Here is an 18,513-nt window from a genome sequence, read left to right as displayed (position 1 = left end):
CTATCGGCCGCACTCCCGTCACCACGCACCACCCCGGAACAGCCCTCCCGAAAGGCCCCGCCCGCACGGCGGCGTCTTCCGCCCGCTACTACTCCGCCACCCGGCGCTCACATCCCAGCTCCGGCGATCGCCGCGTTCCTCGTCACGGTTCGGATCGCGCCCGCAGTGGTGTAGCAACCGGTCGCCCCCGGCGAGTCCGACTTCCCGGACCGGTCGCGGGGGTCGCGGACAACGAGCCTTTGTTGATCCGGTCCTTGCGATCATGGGCGCGGATGTCCTGGCATTCTGCGACGTGGTGACCGGGCTCACCAACGCCATCACCGGCTGAGGACCGAGGACGAAACAGGACCCGTCGCAGAGCAATACCGCTGTGCCGCTGTGATCATCGATGGTCGTATCCCAACCATTCTTCCGGGACGAAGAAAGCCGTGCTCGACCGAGATCGATCTCCGACCATCGGGTCGCGCCCACGATGAGCCGGTGGGCTACTGGTGGTCGGCCGTCGTGTCGCCCACAATCGAGCAATTGCCGGGAGGGTGAGCGCGGTTCGCGCGCAGATACGAGAAAACCTGACCGCACTGCGCGCGAGACCGAGCAAGGACTCTCGTGCGGCGATCCGGCGGCGCGCGAGCCGGATCGCACTGCTGCCCGCGGTCCTGTTCGCCCTCACCGTCGGGCTCGCCGTGGCCACAGCTGCGTACGGGGTACTGCGCTGGATCACTCCGGTCGACGTGAGCAGGGCCGCCGCCGATATCGACATCGTACGCGTCGCGCTGACCATCGTCGCCGGCGTCGGTGGTGTGGTCGCCCTGGTCATCGCCTACCGGCGCCAACGCGACCTCGAACAGAGTCGGTTCGTCGAACGCTTCGGAGCCGCGGCCGCGCAACTCGGTGCGACCGACGTCGCGGTCCGGATCGCCGGTGTCTACGCGATGGCCGGTGCCGCCGATGAATCCGAAGGCCCGCGTCGCCAGCAGTGCATCGACGTGCTGTGCGGGTACCTGCGCCTGCCCTACACACCAGAACTCGGCGGCAACCATCAGACCAAACGCGTGCTGAAACGTCCGATCGGTCCGGACAGCGGAGACAACGAAGACCACTTCGAATACCGCCAGAACGACCACGAGGTCCGTGCCACCATCACCCGCGTCATCGTCGACCACCTCCGCCCGGCAGCCGAGTACAGCTGGTCGACATACATTTGACGGGACCCTGCGGATAGGTCCACTCGGACCGAACCACCGCGGTCAGGTCAGTCGGCGACCGGCCCGCTGTCGTCTGTTCACTCGATACTGATCGGCGGTCGGATATCCGACACTGTGACTCCGCGATTCCCTGAGGAGTTATCAATGCATTCCCGCCTGAGCAGGGCGCTGTTCGCCGTAGCGTTGCCCGCTTTGCCTGCTCACATCGTGCTCCAAGACCGAGACGGGCACGCCAATGCCGGCCGGGGATTCTGCATCGGAGCCGACGAGCCACAAGCCGCGCATTCTGAGCCTCGATGACGGACTACTCATCCCGGAATCGGATTTCCCGGTCGGCGGCAAGTTCCGACTGTCCCCCATCCGGGGGGACGGCACGCCCACGTCCGGCGACGACAAGTGCGATCCCAATTCCTGGCTGGCCAGCGGCTTTCAGGAGACCGCAGCCAATGTCACCGTCGGTACCGATAGCGCTTTGCGATTCGGCGTGGAGCTGTTCACCCTGCACACCGATCCGGACCTGACGACGTGGCGAACCACCTGCCTGCCACGCACGGATGACCACGCGACGATGTCGGTGACGGAGCTGCCGGGGGTTCCGTCGTGGGCCGTCGCCGTCGAAGTCTCCGCTAGCGGCGCCGACACCGCAGGTTACACGATACTCAGCAGCTACCGAGGGATTCTCGTCTCCGTCTCGGTCAGCGGGCCACGCGACAAGGTCACTACGAATTCTCGCTCGGAGATGGTACGAATGTTCACCGCGCAGATCACGCGACTCGAAGCGAGATGACCGTTCGGGGTCGGTCGGCATTGATGCGCCGTCGTCCTCGACACCTACTCGCGGCGGGTCCATCGATTCGTCCCAGCCCGCAGCTCTGGTCACCAACGCCCTCGGAATGGCGATCTCGAACCGGTCACCGAAGTCGGGCACGATCATCCATTCCGACCACGCCGCCCAGAGCGGGTTCAACCGGCGGTCGCGACATCCCGGTCATGGAAGGTGCCATGAGACGGCCGTCGGATTGTATGCGGGAGGTCACCGGGCCAGCAACGATGCGGCCATCGGACATCCTGGGCATCAGCGTGTGGTGGAGCGCGAATCCTGGGACGAGATCGCCGGTGGACTGTTTCCGGCGGCAGCGAAATCACGATGTGATCTCTCGGGTTCTCGCCGCGGTGACGAGTTGACGCACGGCTCGGTTGCGGGTTCCCAGATGCTGTGGCTCGAGACCCAACCCAGCCCTCGTCTCTCGTAACAGCGGACCGACGAGCGGGGGCCAGATCACCCGGGCCCATCCACGGAGTCCCGTCGCCTGATAGATGCCGATGTTCGATCGGCGCGGTGTGCTGACCGAGCCAGCCGAAGTCCATGCCGCCTTCGGCGGTGGCGGGCAGCGGCAGATCGGCGAACGTTCCGGAGACCGGGTCGATGTTCTGGCCGTACGGGTCGTAGAGGCGGATCGCGCCGGTCCGTGCGGCGGTGGCGTCGGCCGTGAACAGGATGTGGCCGTTGACGTTCGGGGAGGACCAGTTCTCGGTAATCTGCGTGTAACTCTTGGTGCGCACCGCGCGATCCGGCAATTTGACGACGCGTCGCCGCAGTGCACTCGAGTTTCTCGGAAGCTGTGGCCCACACCGCCTGGCTTTGGTCGTGAATTGTGGTGGCGCTTGGTCGCCGATTTCGGGAGCGGTCGGTGGGGTTGGGGCCGATTTCTGGTCGTGAAAATGGAGAGCGCTCGACCGTTGTGTCGGTCGAGCGCTGGCGGTGTGTCGGTGAGGTGTCAGTTCTTGAGGGCTCGGGTGTGGGCGAGCCGGTAGGAGTCGGTGCCGGTCTCGATGATGTGGCCGCCGAAGGTGAGCCGGTCGACGATGGCGGCGCAGAGGCGTGGGTCGGTGAAGGTCTTGGTCCAGCCGGAGTAGCTGTCGTTGGAGGCGATCGCGACGGAGTTCTTCTCCTCGCGTTCGGTGAGGACCTGGAACAGTAGTTCAGCGCCGCGGCGGTCGAGTTCCATGTAGCCGAGTTCGTCGATGCAGAGCAGGTCGACGCGGCCGTAGCGGGCGATGGTCTTCGACAGCTGTTTGTCGTCGGCGGCCTCGACCAGTTCGTTGACCAGCTTGGTGGCGAGGGTGTATTTGACCCGGAAGCCCTGCATCGCGGCTTCGGTGCCTAGTGCGATGAGCAGGTGGGATTTGCCGGTGCCGGAGTCGCCGATGAGGCAGAGCGGCAGCCCTTTGCGGATCCAGTCGCAGGTGGCGAGGGTGTGGATCGCGGCGGGGTCGATGTTGGGGTTGGCGTCGAACTCGAAGGCTCGCAGCGATTTGTCGCGTGGGAAGCCCGCGGCGCGGATGCGGCGTTCGCTGCGGCGGCGGGCGCGGTCGTCGCATTCGCCCATCAGCAGCTCGGCCAGGAAGGCCCGGTAGGACATCTGCGCGCGGGCCGCGGTGTCGGCGATCTCGCTGAACTGGGTCCGGATGGTCGGTAGCCGTAGCACTCGGCAGGCTTGGTCGATGGCCGCGTCGGAGGCTTGCTCGGTCAGGCCGTTGCGTCGTCCGATCGCGGGAGTGGAGGTCATGGTGTGCCTTTCTGGTTTCTCGGGAGGCGGAGCAGCTGGTCGTAGTGGGCGACCGAGGGCAAGGGGCGGGTGTCGGCAGGCAGGTGTGTGAGCCGGCGGGCGGTCAGCGACGGGATCGGGTCCGCTGGTGCGTCGAGATCGACCGGCGGTGCCGCGGCGGGCTGGGCCTCGCTGATCTTGCGGGCTTCGAGTGCGACCGCGTCCGCGGTCAACGCCCCGGCCTGCAGCGCGGCAGCGAGAGCGTCGATGAGCAGGTCGTGGGCGGTATGTCGCTGCAGAAGAAGAACCTCGATCAGCGCTCGGGTCCCGTGAGCGTCACCGTGGGCTTTGCGGGCCGCGGCCCACCAGGCTTCGTGGATCGGGGTGGTAAGTTTCCGACTTCCGCACGAGGTCTGAAGATCGGAGATCCTATGCGAGCACTCGCAGGCGGCTTCGTGGTTGTCGTTGCCATTGTCCTGACCGGCTGCACCTCAGAACCCGCCGGGCCCGAACCCGTCGAGCCCACCCACCCCGCGACATCCAGGACGACGCCGACCATCTCGACTACGACGACAACCGCAGCACCGACGGTGGAGCCTACGACTGTGCTCACCGCACGTCGCGTGATGGACGCCATCAGCGCCGAAGGACTACCCGCCCAGAACTCCCGGGACAGCACGGCTCAGTTGTGCAAGGACTGGGGCTGTCTCCAGCTCATCACCGCCAACGAATTCTCGGTCTATCAGTTCGCGGACGCCGCGCAAGCTTCGAGGGTCGCCGGTGTCTTCCCCAGCGGCTATCTCAACGGCTTGATCTTTCTGCGGTTCACTCGCGACGGAAGTCATCCCACCGATCCGGCGATGATTCCGCGTTACCGTGCCGTTCTGGATGGGCTGAGGTCGAGGTAGGGGTCTACCGGCGACCGGACCACGTGGAACCGATAGCGGCGAAATCGCCTGCTGCGGTGGTAGCTACCGGATACAGTCGAGTCCCACCAGCGACCAACGAGGAAGCGAATGCCGAGTAACGCATTGCGCAAGGGCGAGAACATCTCCCTCACCGGAGAGCGTGTGACCTTCTCCCTCACACCCGATCAGACCCCCATCGACGTCTCGGCGCTGCTACTGGGCGCGAATGGGAAAGTACGAGACGACGACGATCTCGTGTTCTACAACAACCCGACACGCCACGGCGTCGAAGTAGTCGAGACAACGGTGAAGGTCGACTTCTCACGCGTCCCCCGACATGTGGACTCCGTGGTCGTTGTCGCCAGCATCGATCCGCTGAGTCCGGGAGCGGTGTTCAGTCGCGCACCACGCCTCGTCGTTACCCAATCCCCGGGCCTCACAGTCGAATACACCGCACCAGACTTCACCGATCGTGAGACGGTTGTTGTCCTCGCCGAGGTATACCGCCGCAACGATGCCTGGAAGGTTCGAGCCGTCGGCCAGGGCTACGCCTCGGGTCTGGGCGGTTTGGCCACCGACTACGGTGTCGACGTCGACACCGACGAGACACCGGTCCCAGCGAGCGCCGCGACCGCATCGGCCAGCACGCCGCCAGAGCTCGCGAAGGTCGGCGACATCGCGCCCGCCCTCCTGTCCGTGGCCAACGAAGCGAACAGGGCACTGGCGGACGCGGGAATGGGTAGCCGGCGCGCCGCGGTCTACTTGGTCCTCGACCACAGCTACGACATGCGCGAACTGTACGAGTCGTTCACCGTTCAAGCATTTGCCGAACGAATTCTGGCCTTGGCCGCGAACCTCGATGACGACGGCACCGTCCCCGTGGTCTTCTCCGGTCGACGCGAACCCTTCCTCGAGGATCTCAGCCTGCAGAACTACCGAGGTCGGATCGGACAGTTGCACACCCAGGTCGACTGGGGCTGGTCGCGAGTCGACCAAGCGATGCGCTGCGTGGTCAACCACTACCAGGAATCGGGCGCATCGGATCCCGCGTTGGTCATCATACAAGTCGGCGACGAACCCGACGACAAAGCAGCAGTCCGAACGCTGCTGCAGAACACCGCCATGCTCGGCGTATTCTGGATCTTCATCGGGTTCGGCCGAGGCAAATTGGCCTTCTACAAGAACCTCAACTCCTCGACCTCGGCCACCTTCGGCAACGTCGCCTTCTACAACACCGGCAAGAACCCCGGCGCAGTCCCCGACGAGCAGTTCTACGCCGAACTGGTCCGAGGCTTCAGCGCCTGGTCCCGAACCAATTGATCGCCGAACCCAATTCACCACCCGACATCACCGGATACTCGGAGAACACCGCATCCACGAACCCGACTTCGCGCTCGAGCAGCTCGCCCACGGCACCGGCGTCGCGGATGGTCGTCTCACCGGCCGAAAGGTGCCGTTTCGGCCCGCGGCGGCCCTACAGCGCTGGGGGCGTCGAGGACCTACTCCACCCGCGGACCAGGTCGCGCTCACCGCGAGACGGAATGCTCACGCGGCGTGACCGGGTCGATGCGACAACCGGCCCAGCGCCTCGTCCACGGCGCGGGTCGCGATATCGCGTGCTTGCGCCAACGACACCATCTCCGGCTCGTCGCTGTAGGCGTTACTGAGGTCCTGCTCGGCGAGCCAGCGGAAGTAGGCGCTCTTACTCATCCCGAGCTCGCCGGCGCGCAACGCGACGCGCAGGTCCAGCGCGTCGGACATCTTCACCGAGCGCGGCTTCAATCGTTCATCGGCCTCGGAATCGGGAGCCACCTCGACACCGGGTGCGCGCCCACGCTGGGCGCGGGCCACGATGCGAGCCATCTGGTCCGGGGTCACCTCATCGGTGGGGGTCGAGTCATCGATCATTGCAGGGTCTCCCACTGGGCGAATTCCGCGGTCTCGGTCGTCGTGAGCGGCCGGACGTCGACGATGTAGAAGTCCGGCGCAGTGATCCGGCCGGTGACCTGCACGGCCTGACCGGCCTCGGTCCGCATCCACAACTGGAACATGTGCCATCCGGTCGCGGCATCGTAAGCAGGCTCACCGCATGCACGCACCTCTCCTGCCAGCCACAAGCGCATCAGTTCGACGACCTGCTCGGGAGTCAGGTCGACCCCGGCGTTCCTCATCATCTGCGCCAGCGCGTAGTAGAGCCTGATAGCCACCCTGTCGAGACTACCGGACTGCACTACGAGACTACCACGAGGCAGGTTCGGTGGTGCCCACCGCGCGATAATCCCCGTGTACAGGAGGGCGCGACCCTGGAGCCTCGCCGCAAGAAGGCGCGAAGGGGTTGGTAAGAGCTTCGCGTCGCCCCCGCTTGCTCGCTACGATGCGAACCCGTCGGCATCGGTCGGATCTCCACCGCCCGCGGGCGGACACCGACACCGGTCGTGCAACGCCAGCGTCCCACCTACTGCCCGCACCTCACCCATCACGAGGCTTCACCACACGATGGACGACCTGCCCGAACCCTTGCCGCTCCTGACCGAACTGCCCTGTCGCATCTGCGCCTGCCCGCTGCGCCTGGACCCCCGCAGCGGAACCACCCACTGCACGACAGCGACCTGCCCCGACCAACCCGGCCACACCGTCGACCTGCTCCTCGACGAGATCGGAGTCGACCACAACCCACCCGGATGGCCACGCCCCACCCACCACCGACACCCCGTCCCGTGGATCACCGTCGTCACCGAACACGGCCCCCACTACCGACTCCTCCACGAACAACGCCTCCTGGCCTGCCAACGCGACATGCTCTGCCAGATGTGTGGAACACCCACCACCCCTGATGACGCCGTGGTCGTCGTCGACCACCACGGATGGGCACTCACCTCGGCACCGCTACACCGAACACCCTGCGCACCAATCGCCTTCACTCACTGTCCCGCCCTCGACCCCACCAGCGACCACGTCATCGACCTCGACCCCACCGGACTCCCCCACGACGACCCCTGGACCCCGGACAACGGCTTCACCCAACAATGGCACTTCCCCACACCCGGTTACCGGGTGGACGAACCACGCCCCGACCCGCCAGGCTGAACCATCCCAGCGTTCCGACGGAAGACCGACGACGTGACCCACGTGTTCAGCCTCGCACCGGCCACGGAACAGACCGTGGCACTGCCCGAGCTGGCGTGCCGGGAATGTGGGCGGGCGCGGGTTCTGGGACTCGACACCGGCCTCGTGCACTGTCCCACCACCCGGTGTACGGCCGCCGGGATCGCCACCCCACTGTGGCGACTGCTCGACACCGCCGACATCGACCACAACCCACCCGGACCCCACCGCCCGGTCCACCGCGGCCTGCCCGTTCCCTGGATCACGCCCGTGGTCCTCGGCCCGGACCACCAGCCCATGGTGTTGTGGCGGATGATCCACCGCGGCCGCCTGGCCGCCGCCCAACGCGACTGGCTGTGCCAACACTGCGGCGCCCCCGCCGACCCCACCGCCGCCACCGTCGTGGTCGACGACAGCGGACACGGCCTCACCCCCGCACCACTACACCCCTACTGCGCCACCACCTCCACCACCCACTGCCCACACCTCACCCGAACACCCACCCACACCGTGTCGATCACGCGTGGACAGGAACAACGCAGCGGTGATAACGCCCCCGGAGATCGGTTTGACTCAGGACTGGCAGCTACCGACCGGACTGTACTGACCTCACGACACCAGCGAACCCGGCAACTGCCCCGGCGCGGTTCCGAAGGCCTCGACCGGCTTACCACCACGCGTCACCCCCTCCATTGGAATCCGCGAAACGCAGGACAGTCCCGCCTCTCGCGCCGGACAGCAGAGCAAGCAACGCGAGCCCCGCACCGCGTCGCGTCGCGACCAGACACGTGCCCTTCGATCTCCCGGCTGGCACTCGCCACCGCCGTCCCGCGGCTCTCCCGAATGATCCCGACCCCACACGATAGGCTTCCGATACCCCAACTCCCACAGCTTCTTCAGCCCACCGACAGGCCAGACGATGACCACCCACGACGGACACACCGAGCACATGGGCCCGCCCGCGCCGCGTCCGTGCACCAGCTGCCCCTACCGACGCGATGTCCCCAGCGGAATCTGGGACCACACCGAATACCGGAAACTGCGCGCCTACGACAACGACCTCCCCGACCAACCCGCCGCGCTGTTCCAATGCCACCAACAAGACGCAGACGATGACCGACGGCGTATGTGCGCCGGATGGGTCGGCTGCCACGGCCCGACATTGTTCGCCCTGCGTCTCGCACTCGTCGAAGACCGCATCACCCCCACCACCTACCGAGCCGTCACCGAATACCACTGCCCCACACCACTGTTCACCACCGGTGCCGCAGCCGCCGACCACGGCGAAACCGACCTCCACGACCCCACCGCCGAAGCCGCGCACGCGATCGCCAAGATCCGACGCGCCCGCACCGACCTCGCCGATCACGCGACGCCGCTCGACTGACAGATTGCACCCCCTCCCGGCCGGTGCTTCACGCCGGTGATGCGTCGCGTCGCGAATCACCACCCGCACGCGGACACTCACCCCAGGAAAAGGGAACTGTCCGTGGCAGACAGCAGGTCGACCGACTGGAACCAGGCCATCGGAATCGACGGATTCGATCCAGTCACGTGTGTCGTCAATCTGTTTCACCCACGACATTCCCGATACCGAGTTCCTGACTTCACTCCCGGATGAAAAGAACCGAACGGGTTGTTGGCGTTCGGAATCAACTGCTAACCTGCGCCCATGGCCAAAGCTACGTTGATTGTCACCAAAGACGACTGGACCGGAGAAATCGTCGACCCGGCCGACATCGCCCCAAAACAGGTCACCACATTCACCTTCAACGGACGCGAATACTCCCTCGACCTGTCCGCCGCCAGCGCCGAAGAACTCCACGCCGCCCTCGCCCCCTGGATGGAAAAAGCATCCACGATCAACGTGACCGGCCGCCGCACCCGAACCCCCAAAACCACAGAACCCACCACAGAAACCACCCCCGAGGACCGCACCCTCATCCGTGAATGGGCGCGCGACAACGGATACGACATCGGCCCACGCGGCAGAATCGCCGACGCCATCGTCGATGCCTACCACAACCGACACGACAACCCCGCACCCGAACCCGAATCCGCCGAAGAATCACTCCCCTCGACCGACCCCGTCGAACCGGCCACCGAAGACAATCCCAAACCCACCGCCGCCGAACGAGCCGCCATCCGCAAATGGGCACTAGCACAAGGCCTACCCGTCAAAGCCCGCGGACCACTCTCACCGGAACTCATCCGCGACTACCAACAAGCACACGTCGCGTAACCGCCTCCTCCGGTCGAAGGTGTCAGTGCCGTGCCCGCATTGCTCATGCGTCGCCTTCAGGCAGGACGACTGCTTCCGGGCACCCGACCCTCAGCACATGTACCCGCGTCGCCCTATACCGACCAGCGGCGGCCGATCCACGTACGGGACGCTCGGTGGTGTCCTCTCATCGTCCGTGGGCGTCGATGATGTACCTGTGTGTGGTGCGGGCGGCGTTCAGGGATTCAGCGAATGCTGCTGGATGATGTGCATGCAGACGCTCGAATATATCGACGGCCTGGGTGATCGCGGCGGCGGCTTCTGCGAGGTGCCTCGGGCAGTCTTTCCGCACGTTCGCGTACGTCCGGGCCGCAGAGGCGAGTTCGGGTTCGTGTGCTGAAGGATCGGTCGCGGCCAAGCGTCGGTAGACGGTTAGCGCTTCTTCGGTCGGAGCCAGCGCTTCTGTGTGTTGGCTGAGCTCGGACCTTATTCTTCCCAGGTTGTTCAATGCTTTGGCGAGTTCGGGTTCGTGCGCGGCAGGATTTGTCGCTGACAGGCGTCGGAAGATCTCGACGGCCTCGATGGTCGGCACGAGAGCTTCGGTATGCTGGCCGAGTTCGGTCAGCCGGTCTCCCACGTTGTACAGCGATTGGGCCAAGGCGTGATTGTGGGCAGCGGGGTTGCCGGCGGCGAGGCGCCGGTAGATCGCGGCGGCCTCCTCGGCGGCAGCGAGCGCTTCCGGCCCCTGTCCGACCCTGGACAACAGAATTCCGAGATTGTTCAGTGCTCGCAGGTAGCCGAGTTGGTGGGCGGGGTTTGCCGTGGCCAGACGACGATAGATGGTGGTGGCTTCCTCGGTCGCCACCACGGCGTCGGCGTGGTGGCCCACCATCGCCAACATCGTCCCGCGTGTATTCAGGGAGCGAGCGAGGTCGGGTTCGTAGATAGAGGGGCTGCCAGCAGCAAGGCGCCGGTAGACCTGGACAGCTCCGTCCGTCGCCGCAAGGGCTTCGGTGCGTTGCCCGGCCATCAGCCGCCGATTGCCGAGATTGTTCAGCGCTCCGGCGAGTGCAGGCTCGTGACCGGCCGGGTCAGCCACAGCCAGGCGCCGCAGAAGTGCGACGGCTTCTTCCGTCACGGCCAGCGCTTCGGTGTGTCGGCCGATGTTGAACAGCAGGATTCCCTGATTGGCCAGAGAGCGGGCGAGGCCGGGTTCGTGTGCTGTCGGTTCGGTTCGCGCCAGGCGCTGTCTTAGTGCGACAGCTTCCGCAGAGGCGTTGAGCGCCTCGGGGTATCGGCCCACCAGCGATAACAGGTTTCCGATGTCGTGCAGAGACTGAGCAAGGTCTGGTTCGTGCTTGGGGGGATCGGACTCCGCCAGGCAACGGTAGGTCGCGGCCGCGGCGCGTGCCGCCGAGAGGGCCTCCTCGTATCGCCCCGCATTGGTCAGACGCTGCGCGTGTCGCGTGGTGTGGCGCGCACGTTCGATGGAGTCGCGGCTGCGGGCGAGGCGATGAGGAAGAAGAGTGACACTCAGTGCAGCAGCAGCGACGTCGAGGTCTGTGTGTCGATCGGGTAGCGCAACGTCGACTGCGATCAATGTCGCGACGTCGAGACCGGTCAGCGTATTCAGGCTCAGCAGTACCGAGCTCCCGGCAGCTACCGCCAGGCCTGGAGCAGCGCTCAACAGCTGATCGAGCACGGCGGCGAGGTGGCCGGCGCGGTGGGCCGCATCGACGAGCACGGTCAGTGCACGTCGCTTGCATGCTGCCGGAATGTCCTGTTCCGTGGCGGTGGAAAGGAGAAGGCGTTCAGGCAGCCGTTTGGTCCACGGGTCACTCGTGTCGAAGTCGGGGTCGGTAGGGTCGGGGACCGTACGAGCGAGGAAGTCCTCGGCCAGCCGATCGGGTAGCACCGGCTGCAATGCTGTCCCGCTGGACAACGGCGGATAGCACAGTCGATGGTCGTCCACGACACGAGTGAGATCAGGCTCGGTCAACCCGCTGCGCGCGAGGATCTCAGCTCCGTCGTCATAGGGGACCGCACCACTGAGCGCGGCGACCGCGACTACCCGTGCCATCATTGCTGGGTCGGTGACTATCCTGTCATTATCGAACATAGTGGCCCAGTGATCGATCTCGCGGTCCAGCAGATATCCGGACAACTCGGTCGTCGTCTCTGGCGCATGCGTCTGTCGCGCTGCGGCGTCGACGCCTACAAGAGCGGCCATCTGCACAGTCAACGTCAACTCGTACCCGGCGTCATCGAGGGATCCCACCGGCAGGATCAGTTCCTCGTCATCGACCTCGAGCAGCGCGGCAAACCGGTGACGAGCTGCGGAGAACAGCTGCCGACGATCGGCCGCCTCGGGTGTTCGCAGCGGTTGCCGGTCGAAGGTGAACCCGAGCTTGATCAGGGGGTTGGCCAGCGACTTCCACCACAAGCCGGAGGGCCGCGCCAACATCACCACCCGAACATGAACCGTGTCCCCGGACTCGGACACCGCGTGAGCCCCTGCGAAGTCTCGCAGCAGAGATTCCAGATCCTGGCGAGGCCAGCGCTCTGCATAGTCGACGATCAGCAGCAACCCACGGGCCTCTGCCCGATCCGAAGCAGGTGAGATGTCGGCCGGTTCGGTGTGGTGATGAGCCAACGCGACCGCCCATCCCGACTTCTGGCTCTCGGCGGCGAATTGCGCCGCCAGCCGCGTCTTACCCATCCCCCCGGGACCATGGATGAGCCGGACTGCGCGCCGCACACGTTCGATGTCGCGCCAAGCGACCAATTCCTGAAGTTCCCGAACGCGGCCGACGTAGGGCACCACCTCAAACCGTGCACCAAGCAACGCGCTCACACCAACATCACCGATCGGTAATGGCGGTGGCGGAGTGAGTGGTTCGGTCCAAAACCTGTCCGTGCGGGTACGCACGGTGATGAAGTAGTTCGTTTGTACGGCGTTGTCGCCGATGTTGGCGATGTTCGATCCCGGCGCAGTCACCGTCACTTCGGGCCGCGCGGGCTCGCCGTCGCCCTCACCCGGCCCGTGCGTCATCGTCCCCAGGTCCGATTTCCGTGTAAGGCCGGTTCATCGGGGAGGCGGCGGAGCGCCGAAAGTATTGATTTGCTGGGCATGGTCGCCGATATTGGCGATGTTCGATCCCGCGGCGTCGATGCTGTACTTGCCATCCCGACTACCCGCCGGATCCGTCAGATCGAGCAGTCGTGTCGCCGCGGCAAGGACCTCGGCATCGCTGGCAACGTCTGTTCCAGCAAGCAGTTCCTCAAGGGTGCCGTGCCAGGTCTCGGGATCGGCTTCGTGCTGAGCCAGTACCGAGTCCCCCTCCGAACTCGTCCCCAACAGTCGCGAGATCTGCTGCTTCAAACCTTGGTAAGCGTCGGAGACAGCGGTCGATGCTGTCGCGCTCAGCCCTGCAGCAGCGCCCGTCGTCAACGCGGTCACGACAACTGTCAGTGGATCCATCCAGCCAACCTCCTGATCGCGATACGGCCCAGCCGAGGACGTGCTACCCAACTAAACCAATTACTCGATCACTCCGGCAAGCTGCATACCGAACAATAACCAGCGGTCTCTTCCGCTGGCCGATCCAGCAGCCACCCGACCGGCCAGCGATATCCGGCGGCTCACCTGTGCGGAGAACACAACACCTCGCTCCGCAGTGGGATCCTCCCGTTGCCAGGCCACGTGACGGGACCCCGCGAATCGGTCCAGATCACTCGGACCGAACCAGTGGGGTCAGGTCACACGACCATGTCGGTAAACCTCTGGGGGTCGATACGACTCCGATCCCGCTTCGCTAACTGTGGTTCCGACTTATCTGTTCGGTAGAGGTGCCGCAGTCAGGGTTAGCTCCCCGTAGCGTGCTGCAGCGGGCCGGGTGGTGTGACTCCTGAGGTTCCTGTCGTCGGCGAAGATCCCGGTTGACTCTGCGGGGGTATGTCGGCCACCTGGCCCGCGTCCGCGGGGATGCATGACCACGAGCACGACTCGGTTATCGAAGTCGGATTGTCCGCTGCGGATTCCCCCGCCGGCCCCGCCAGAGCGGAGCCCCACCCATGGTCGTCATCGGCCTCGATCTGCACAAGAGCAGCCACACCGCGACCGTGGTCGACCCGGCCACCAACTCCGACCTCGGATCGGTCCGGATCGACGCCACCCTCGCTGTTTACCGGCGTCTGATCGCCTGGGTCGAACGGCGGCCGCAGCGGCGGTGGGCGGTCGAGAACGCCGACGGGCTCGGCCGCCACCTCTCCCGATGGCTGACCGCCCTCGGCGAGATCGTGCTGGACGTGCCGACCACCGCGACAGCGCGGGTCCGGGCGGTCTCCCGAGGCGGCCGCCGCAAGAACGATCGGATCGACGCCGCCGCGGCGGCCCGCGTCGCCGCACTGCAGGGCGACGCCCGCCCCGCCCGGTCGTTCCCGACGAATACTGCGACGCACTACGAACGCGAAACGAACGCCGAAACGATTTGTCCGCGAGTAGAACTCGCATGGTCGACCAGCTCCACGCCCTGCTGCGAGACTCCCCTCCGGGGGCACCCGCCGTGCGGCTGAGTGCGAACACCGCCGCAGCGGTGCTGCGCGAGTTCCGGCCCCGGACACTGTCGGATCGTATCCGGCTCGATCTGTGCAAAGACCTAATCGCCGACGTCCGCCGCCTGGACCGGCAGCTCTCGGTCAACCAGGCCGAGATCGACCGGTTGCTCGACGAGCACGGCACTCGGCTACACACGACGACGGCATCGGACCGGTACTCGCGGCCCGATTGATCGGCCGCACCGGATCAGCAGTCCGGTTCCCGACAGCCGCCGCCTACGCCACCTACACCGGAACCGCACCGGTCGAGATCGCAGGCGCCGACCGCCGCGTCCACCGGCTCAGCCGCTTCGGCGACCGTCAGCTCAACGCCACCATCCACACCGTCGCCATGGTCCAGGTCCGGATGCCCGGACCGCCGGCCGCGCTTTCCGACCGCAAGATCGCCGAGGGCTCCCACCACGCGCTGTCCCGAACGACACCTCGCCGCCACCATCTGGCGGACCACGACCGCCGACGAGAACCACCGACATCGACACCCCACCGAATCAGCTTCCACTGCTTGACAAATAGAGAGGCACACCCGCTTTCACCGAGGAGCCACGGCTTCTGGTGAGATAGATGTGCCGTACACGATCGGATAGGGCACGATTGGGCTCATGTCGACGCGGGGCGATGTCGTGACGGGGCACGAGGCCGATCAGGAAGCGACTGTGGTGTTCGTCCACGGGATTCTGTCGGGCCCGCACACGTGGGACCAGATGGTGAAAGTGATCCATCACGACGAATCGTTCGCACGGAGAATCCGGACAGTGCTGTTCTGCTACGACACCCCACCGGTCCAATGGCACCCGTTGCGGCGGATTCCCGGCCTGGCCGACATAGCGAACCAACTCCGGACCACTCTGACCGACACCGTCCCCACGGATCGTCCGGTCATCCTGGTGACCCACAGTATGGGCGGACTGGTGGTGCAGCAGTACCTGGCCGACCGATTGCGGGCGGGAGCCCAAGACGAGTTGGCCGCGATCGCCGGGATCGTGATGTTCGCCTGCCCGAACGAGGGCTCGCTATTGTTTCACACACCGCGGCGATGGACATCGGCCATTCCGATGCTGCGCCATCGACAGGAAGCCATACTCCAACCGATCAGCGAACAAGTCATCGCCAACCGCGCTGAGGTGATCTCGCGGATCGTGCACGCCAGGGACACGGCTCGAAGAATCCCGATCTGGGTGTTCGCCGGCGCCTCCGACAAGGTCGTCACCGCTCAATCGGCAAGGTCGGTGTACCCCGACGCCTTCGCCGGTGTACTGCCGGGCGACCACTCCACGATCATCCGTCCCACAACAGTCCGTGACGACAGCTACATCGCCTTGAAGAATCGCATCGGACTCGCCCTCACCAGCTACGCCCACCGTCACACCGCGAAAAGTCACACGAGAACACGCGAAGGTGTGCTCGACACACTACGACCCGACCTCGACGCGTTCGTCCGGATCACCGAGGTCCAACAGATTCTCGACGCCACCGATCACAGCCGAGTGGTGGTCATCGACGGCATGCCGGGCACAGGCAAGACAGCACTGGCAACCCGAGCCGCCCATCACCTTGCCGACCAATTCCCCGATGGTCGGTTCTTCATCGACCTCAACGCCCACACCCCGGACCAACCGCCGACCGACCCCATCGACGCCATCTCGCGACTGCTGACCAACCTCGGCGCCGACCCCGCCACGCTGCCCGCCTCGCTTCCGACATGCCAGGACCTGTGGATCGACCGCACACGCGAGCTGCGACTGCTGCTGGTCCTCGACGACGCACACGACATCGCCCAGATCACACCACTGTTGCCGTCGGGCCCGCGATGCCTGACCTTGATCACCAGCCGTCGCCGGATCACCGGCCTGGACGGGGCCGCCACCGTCACCGTGCACACCCTCGACCCCGACACCGCGGTGACCTTGTTCTGCACACTCGCCAAACGCAGCCCCACCGGCACGGACCTGGCCGCGGTCGAACGGATCGTCAGGTTGTGCGGACTCCTGCCCTTGGCGATCACCCTTCTCGCCGGACGACTCGCTCAACACCCGACCTGGACCCTCGTCGGACTCGCCGACGATCTCACCGACGCGAAGAACCGACTCGCACACATGGACGTCGATGACCACCACCGCGCGATCAAGGTCGCATTCACCCTGTCCTACAACGACTTGACACCGCCACGCCAGAGGCTGTTCCGCCACCTGGGCCTGCACCCCGGACCCGACCTCGAACCCCACGCGGTCGCCGCACTCGCCGAAATCCCCGCCGACACCGCACGACTCGAACTCGACGCCCTCTACACCGAAAACCTCCTCAACGAAACAGCCTACGGCCGGTACCGTCTGCACGATCTCCTGCGAGAGTTCGCGAGCATGCGCGCAGAGGAAACCGACTCACCCGCCGACCGCGCCACCGCGATCCAACGATTGTTGACCTACTACCAGAACCACGTACCCGGTGCCACGACAACCGAATTCGACTGGCTGCGGACCGAACGCGACAACCTCCTGGCATGTATCGAGTACGCCGCCACCCACAACCAACCCCAACTCCTCATCACGCTCACACAGCGTCTGAGCGCCCTGCTCCTACACGACGGCCCACTGGCCTCAGCCATCGAACTCGCTCAACGTGGAAGCACCACCGCCGCCGAACTCGGCGACCGCCTCGCACAAGCCAGCGCCCTGCGCACCCTGAGCCAGCTCTACGACCTCACCGGCGACCACCCCGCCGCACTCCAAGCACAACAACACGCCCTCACACTCGACCCCACCGCGGCAATCTCCCGGCCGACACCGACTCCGCAAACGCACTAGTGTCGGCGTTGAAGGAGACCGCACGGAACCCTCCGATAGATGTCAAGTGGTAATCGCTTGATAGTTGGTCGACACGAGGGCGCGTAAGACTCCTCGTGCGAGATAGCATCCGCAGCAGCGCAGAATCTCGCGATGGTCTTGTCATCGAGTTTCGGACGTGCGGCGCAGATATTGGCGTTGTCGCGTTAAGGCAGTCGGACGAGGACGGCGGCGTGCAGCGCTTGGTCGGCCTGGCCGGTCGCCGCTGACGGGACCCCGTGGAGCGGTCCAGGTTCTGTGAGAGTCGGTTATCGGTGTGTGCAGATCGCAGCGTATCCGGCCGGGGTGCGGTAGCCCAGTGCGGAATGTCTGCGGTGGTGGTTGTATTCGGATTTCCAGTCGCTGATCACGACCCGAGCCTGGGTGATCGACCAGAAACTGTTGATGTTGAGGCATTCGTCGCGCAGTCGGCCGTTGAACGATTCGATGTAGCCGTTGCGCCACGGCTGACCGGGCGGGATGAACGCGAGTCCGACGCGTTCACCGGCCCAGTCCGCCATCGCCGAGCAGGCCAGTTCCGGTCCGTTGTCGCACCGCAACGCCGCCGGGTAGCCGCGGACGGTGGCGATGCGGTCGAGTTCGTCGATGAGCCGGTCGGCGGTGATCGAGCGTTCCACCAGCCCACCGAGGCATTCGCGGGTGTGTTCATCGATGATCGAAACGATCTTCACCGGCCGACCGTCCTCGGTGGCGTCGAACTGGAAATCCACCGCCCAGACCCGGTCCGGGGCGTCCGCGCTCAGCGTGGTGACGGTCGAGTCGCCGAGGCGTTTGCGGCGGCGCCGCTGCGGCACCCGCAAGCCTTCCTCACGCCAGAGTCGTTGGATCTTCTTGTGATTCACCGACCAGCCCTCACCGCGAGCCTGGTGATAGGCGCGCCGGAACCCCTGTCGTGGATGGGATTTCGCCCAATCCCGAAGCCATGCCCGCAGCCCGGCATCGGGGTCGGTGACCGCCTGGCCCGCACGGGGGCGGCGTTGGGTACTGCGATGCTGCCCGGTCACCCGACACGCCAGACGTTGACTCATCCCGAACAGACGTTGCAGGTGAGCCACCGCGGCGCGTCGT

18 protein-coding genes are annotated in these 18,513 nt (G+C 65.6%); 11 read left to right on the top strand and 7 right to left on the bottom strand.

The features are described from left to right. Positions 1-536 precede the first annotated feature (536 nt). Positions 537-1,205, top strand: coding sequence for a hypothetical protein (locus ON30_RS29485; RefSeq protein ID WP_051030136.1), 669 nt, complete (start codon positions 537-539; stop codon positions 1,203-1,205). 235 nt (positions 1,206-1,440) lie between these two features. After that, positions 1,441-1,992, top strand: coding sequence for a hypothetical protein (locus ON30_RS29480; protein WP_040712648.1), 552 nt, complete (start codon positions 1,441-1,443; stop codon positions 1,990-1,992). A 991-nt stretch (positions 1,993-2,983) separates the two neighbouring features. Here the strand turns inward: ON30_RS29480 and istB are convergent. After that, positions 2,984-3,775, bottom strand: coding sequence for an IS21-like element helper ATPase IstB (gene istB / locus ON30_RS29475; protein WP_040712646.1), 792 nt, complete (start codon positions 3,773-3,775; stop codon positions 2,984-2,986). Further along, positions 3,772-3,987, bottom strand: coding sequence for a hypothetical protein (locus ON30_RS40440; protein WP_174387604.1), 216 nt, complete (start codon positions 3,985-3,987; stop codon positions 3,772-3,774). The genes istB and ON30_RS40440 overlap by 4 nt, the downstream gene beginning before the upstream one ends. A gap of 54 nt (positions 3,988-4,041) precedes the next feature. Here ON30_RS40440 and ON30_RS39640 point away from each other — a divergent pair, with 54 nt between their 5' ends. Further along, a complete protein-coding gene (locus tag ON30_RS39640; protein ID WP_157183924.1) occupies positions 4,042-4,662 on the top strand; it encodes a hypothetical protein in 621 nt (206 codons plus the stop codon). A 108-nt stretch (positions 4,663-4,770) separates the two neighbouring features. After that, positions 4,771-5,982 (top strand): VWA domain-containing protein, encoded by a 1,212-nt coding sequence (locus ON30_RS29460; RefSeq protein WP_040712640.1) that lies wholly within the window; start codon positions 4,771-4,773, stop codon positions 5,980-5,982. A gap of 225 nt (positions 5,983-6,207) precedes the next feature. Here ON30_RS29460 and ON30_RS29455 read toward each other — a convergent pair whose 3' ends face one another. Both ON30_RS29455 and ON30_RS29450 read right to left on the bottom strand, forming a co-directional pair. Further along, on the bottom strand, positions 6,208-6,570 hold the full coding sequence (locus tag ON30_RS29455) for a hypothetical protein (protein WP_040712636.1): 363 nt from the start codon (positions 6,568-6,570) through the stop codon (positions 6,208-6,210). Then, on the bottom strand, positions 6,567-6,869 hold the full coding sequence (locus ON30_RS29450) for a hypothetical protein (protein ID WP_157183923.1): 303 nt from the start codon (positions 6,867-6,869) through the stop codon (positions 6,567-6,569). Before ON30_RS29450 ends, ON30_RS29455 begins: the two co-directional genes overlap by 4 nt. Before the next feature lie 289 nt (positions 6,870-7,158). Here ON30_RS29450 and ON30_RS29445 point away from each other — a divergent pair, with 289 nt between their 5' ends. From ON30_RS29445 to ON30_RS36555, 3 genes are all read left to right on the top strand, one after another. Further along, the gene (locus ON30_RS29445) at positions 7,159-7,749 is read left to right on the top strand and encodes a hypothetical protein (RefSeq protein WP_040712632.1); all 591 of its coding nucleotides are present in this window, start codon (positions 7,159-7,161) and stop codon (positions 7,747-7,749) included. A 937-nt stretch (positions 7,750-8,686) separates the two neighbouring features. Further along, positions 8,687-9,154, top strand: coding sequence for a DUF6283 family protein (locus tag ON30_RS38045; RefSeq protein WP_085999432.1), 468 nt, complete (start codon positions 8,687-8,689; stop codon positions 9,152-9,154). Positions 9,155-9,439: 285 nt separating this feature from the next. Beyond that, the gene (locus ON30_RS36555; RefSeq protein WP_051030135.1) at positions 9,440-10,009 is read left to right on the top strand and encodes a histone-like nucleoid-structuring protein Lsr2; all 570 of its coding nucleotides are present in this window, start codon (positions 9,440-9,442) and stop codon (positions 10,007-10,009) included. A gap of 166 nt (positions 10,010-10,175) precedes the next feature. Here ON30_RS36555 and ON30_RS38040 read toward each other — a convergent pair whose 3' ends face one another. Further along, positions 10,176-13,040 carry a tetratricopeptide repeat protein gene (locus ON30_RS38040; protein ID WP_083911775.1) on the bottom strand — a complete coding sequence of 955 codons (2,865 nt, stop codon included), beginning with the start codon at positions 13,038-13,040 and terminating at the stop codon, positions 10,176-10,178. Between the two features lie 33 nt (positions 13,041-13,073). Continuing rightward, positions 13,074-13,469 carry a Het-E N-terminal domain-containing protein gene (locus ON30_RS39635; protein WP_157183922.1) on the bottom strand — a complete coding sequence of 132 codons (396 nt, stop codon included), beginning with the start codon at positions 13,467-13,469 and terminating at the stop codon, positions 13,074-13,076. 593 nt (positions 13,470-14,062) lie between these two features. Between ON30_RS39635 and ON30_RS41450 the strand changes: the two genes are divergently transcribed. From ON30_RS41450 to ON30_RS36530, 4 genes are read left to right on the top strand one after another with little or no spacing between them, the layout of a single operon-like run. Continuing rightward, positions 14,063-14,563, top strand: a complete 501-nt coding sequence (locus ON30_RS41450) for an IS110 family transposase (protein WP_245554281.1) — start codon at positions 14,063-14,065, stop codon at positions 14,561-14,563. After that, positions 14,554-14,778 carry a hypothetical protein gene (locus ON30_RS41445; protein WP_245554280.1) on the top strand — a complete coding sequence of 75 codons (225 nt, stop codon included), beginning with the start codon at positions 14,554-14,556 and terminating at the stop codon, positions 14,776-14,778. Before ON30_RS41450 ends, ON30_RS41445 begins: the two co-directional genes overlap by 10 nt. Then, positions 14,775-15,161: a transposase gene (locus ON30_RS41440; protein WP_245554279.1), complete on the top strand. Its 387-nt coding sequence runs from the start codon at positions 14,775-14,777 to the stop codon at positions 15,159-15,161. The genes ON30_RS41445 and ON30_RS41440 overlap by 4 nt, the downstream gene beginning before the upstream one ends. 43 nt (positions 15,162-15,204) lie before the next feature. Next, on the top strand, positions 15,205-17,406 hold the full coding sequence (locus ON30_RS36530; protein ID WP_051030130.1) for an alpha/beta fold hydrolase: 2,202 nt from the start codon (positions 15,205-15,207) through the stop codon (positions 17,404-17,406). 287 nt (positions 17,407-17,693) lie between these two features. On the opposite strand, the gene ON30_RS29415 is transcribed toward ON30_RS36530, so the two are convergent. Next, a partial coding sequence (locus tag ON30_RS29415; RefSeq protein WP_083911774.1) for an IS3 family transposase occupies positions 17,694-18,513 on the bottom strand: 820 nt, incomplete at its 5' end.

The sequence above is a fragment of the Nocardia takedensis NBRC 100417 genome (genome assembly GCF_000308695.1).
In the GTDB taxonomy this organism is placed as follows: domain Bacteria; phylum Actinomycetota; class Actinomycetes; order Mycobacteriales; family Mycobacteriaceae; genus Nocardia; species Nocardia takedensis.
The sequence above is the reverse complement of the archived record's forward strand: the minus strand, read 5'-3'. Positions and strand labels throughout refer to the sequence as shown.

Coding starts and splice junctions, on each gene's coding strand:
- ON30_RS29480 (WP_040712648.1), top strand. CDS start 1,441: ATGCCGGCCGGGGATTCTGCATCGGAGCCGACGAGCCACAAGCCGCGC.
- istB (WP_040712646.1), bottom strand. CDS start 3,775: ATGACCTCCACTCCCGCGATCGGACGACGCAACGGCCTGACCGAGCAA.
- ON30_RS39640 (WP_157183924.1), top strand. CDS start 4,042: ATGTCGCTGCAGAAGAAGAACCTCGATCAGCGCTCGGGTCCCGTGAGC.
- ON30_RS29460 (WP_040712640.1), top strand. CDS start 4,771: ATGCCGAGTAACGCATTGCGCAAGGGCGAGAACATCTCCCTCACCGGA.
- ON30_RS29455 (WP_040712636.1), bottom strand. CDS start 6,570: ATGATCGATGACTCGACCCCCACCGATGAGGTGACCCCGGACCAGATG.
- ON30_RS29445 (WP_040712632.1), top strand. CDS start 7,159: ATGGACGACCTGCCCGAACCCTTGCCGCTCCTGACCGAACTGCCCTGT.
- ON30_RS38045 (WP_085999432.1), top strand. CDS start 8,687: ATGACCACCCACGACGGACACACCGAGCACATGGGCCCGCCCGCGCCG.
- ON30_RS36555 (WP_051030135.1), top strand. CDS start 9,440: ATGGCCAAAGCTACGTTGATTGTCACCAAAGACGACTGGACCGGAGAA.
- ON30_RS38040 (WP_083911775.1), bottom strand. CDS start 13,040: ATGACGCACGGGCCGGGTGAGGGCGACGGCGAGCCCGCGCGGCCCGAA.
- ON30_RS39635 (WP_157183922.1), bottom strand. CDS start 13,469: ATGGATCCACTGACAGTTGTCGTGACCGCGTTGACGACGGGCGCTGCT.
- ON30_RS41450 (WP_245554281.1), top strand. CDS start 14,063: ATGGTCGTCATCGGCCTCGATCTGCACAAGAGCAGCCACACCGCGACC.
- ON30_RS36530 (WP_051030130.1), top strand. CDS start 15,205: ATGTCGACGCGGGGCGATGTCGTGACGGGGCACGAGGCCGATCAGGAA.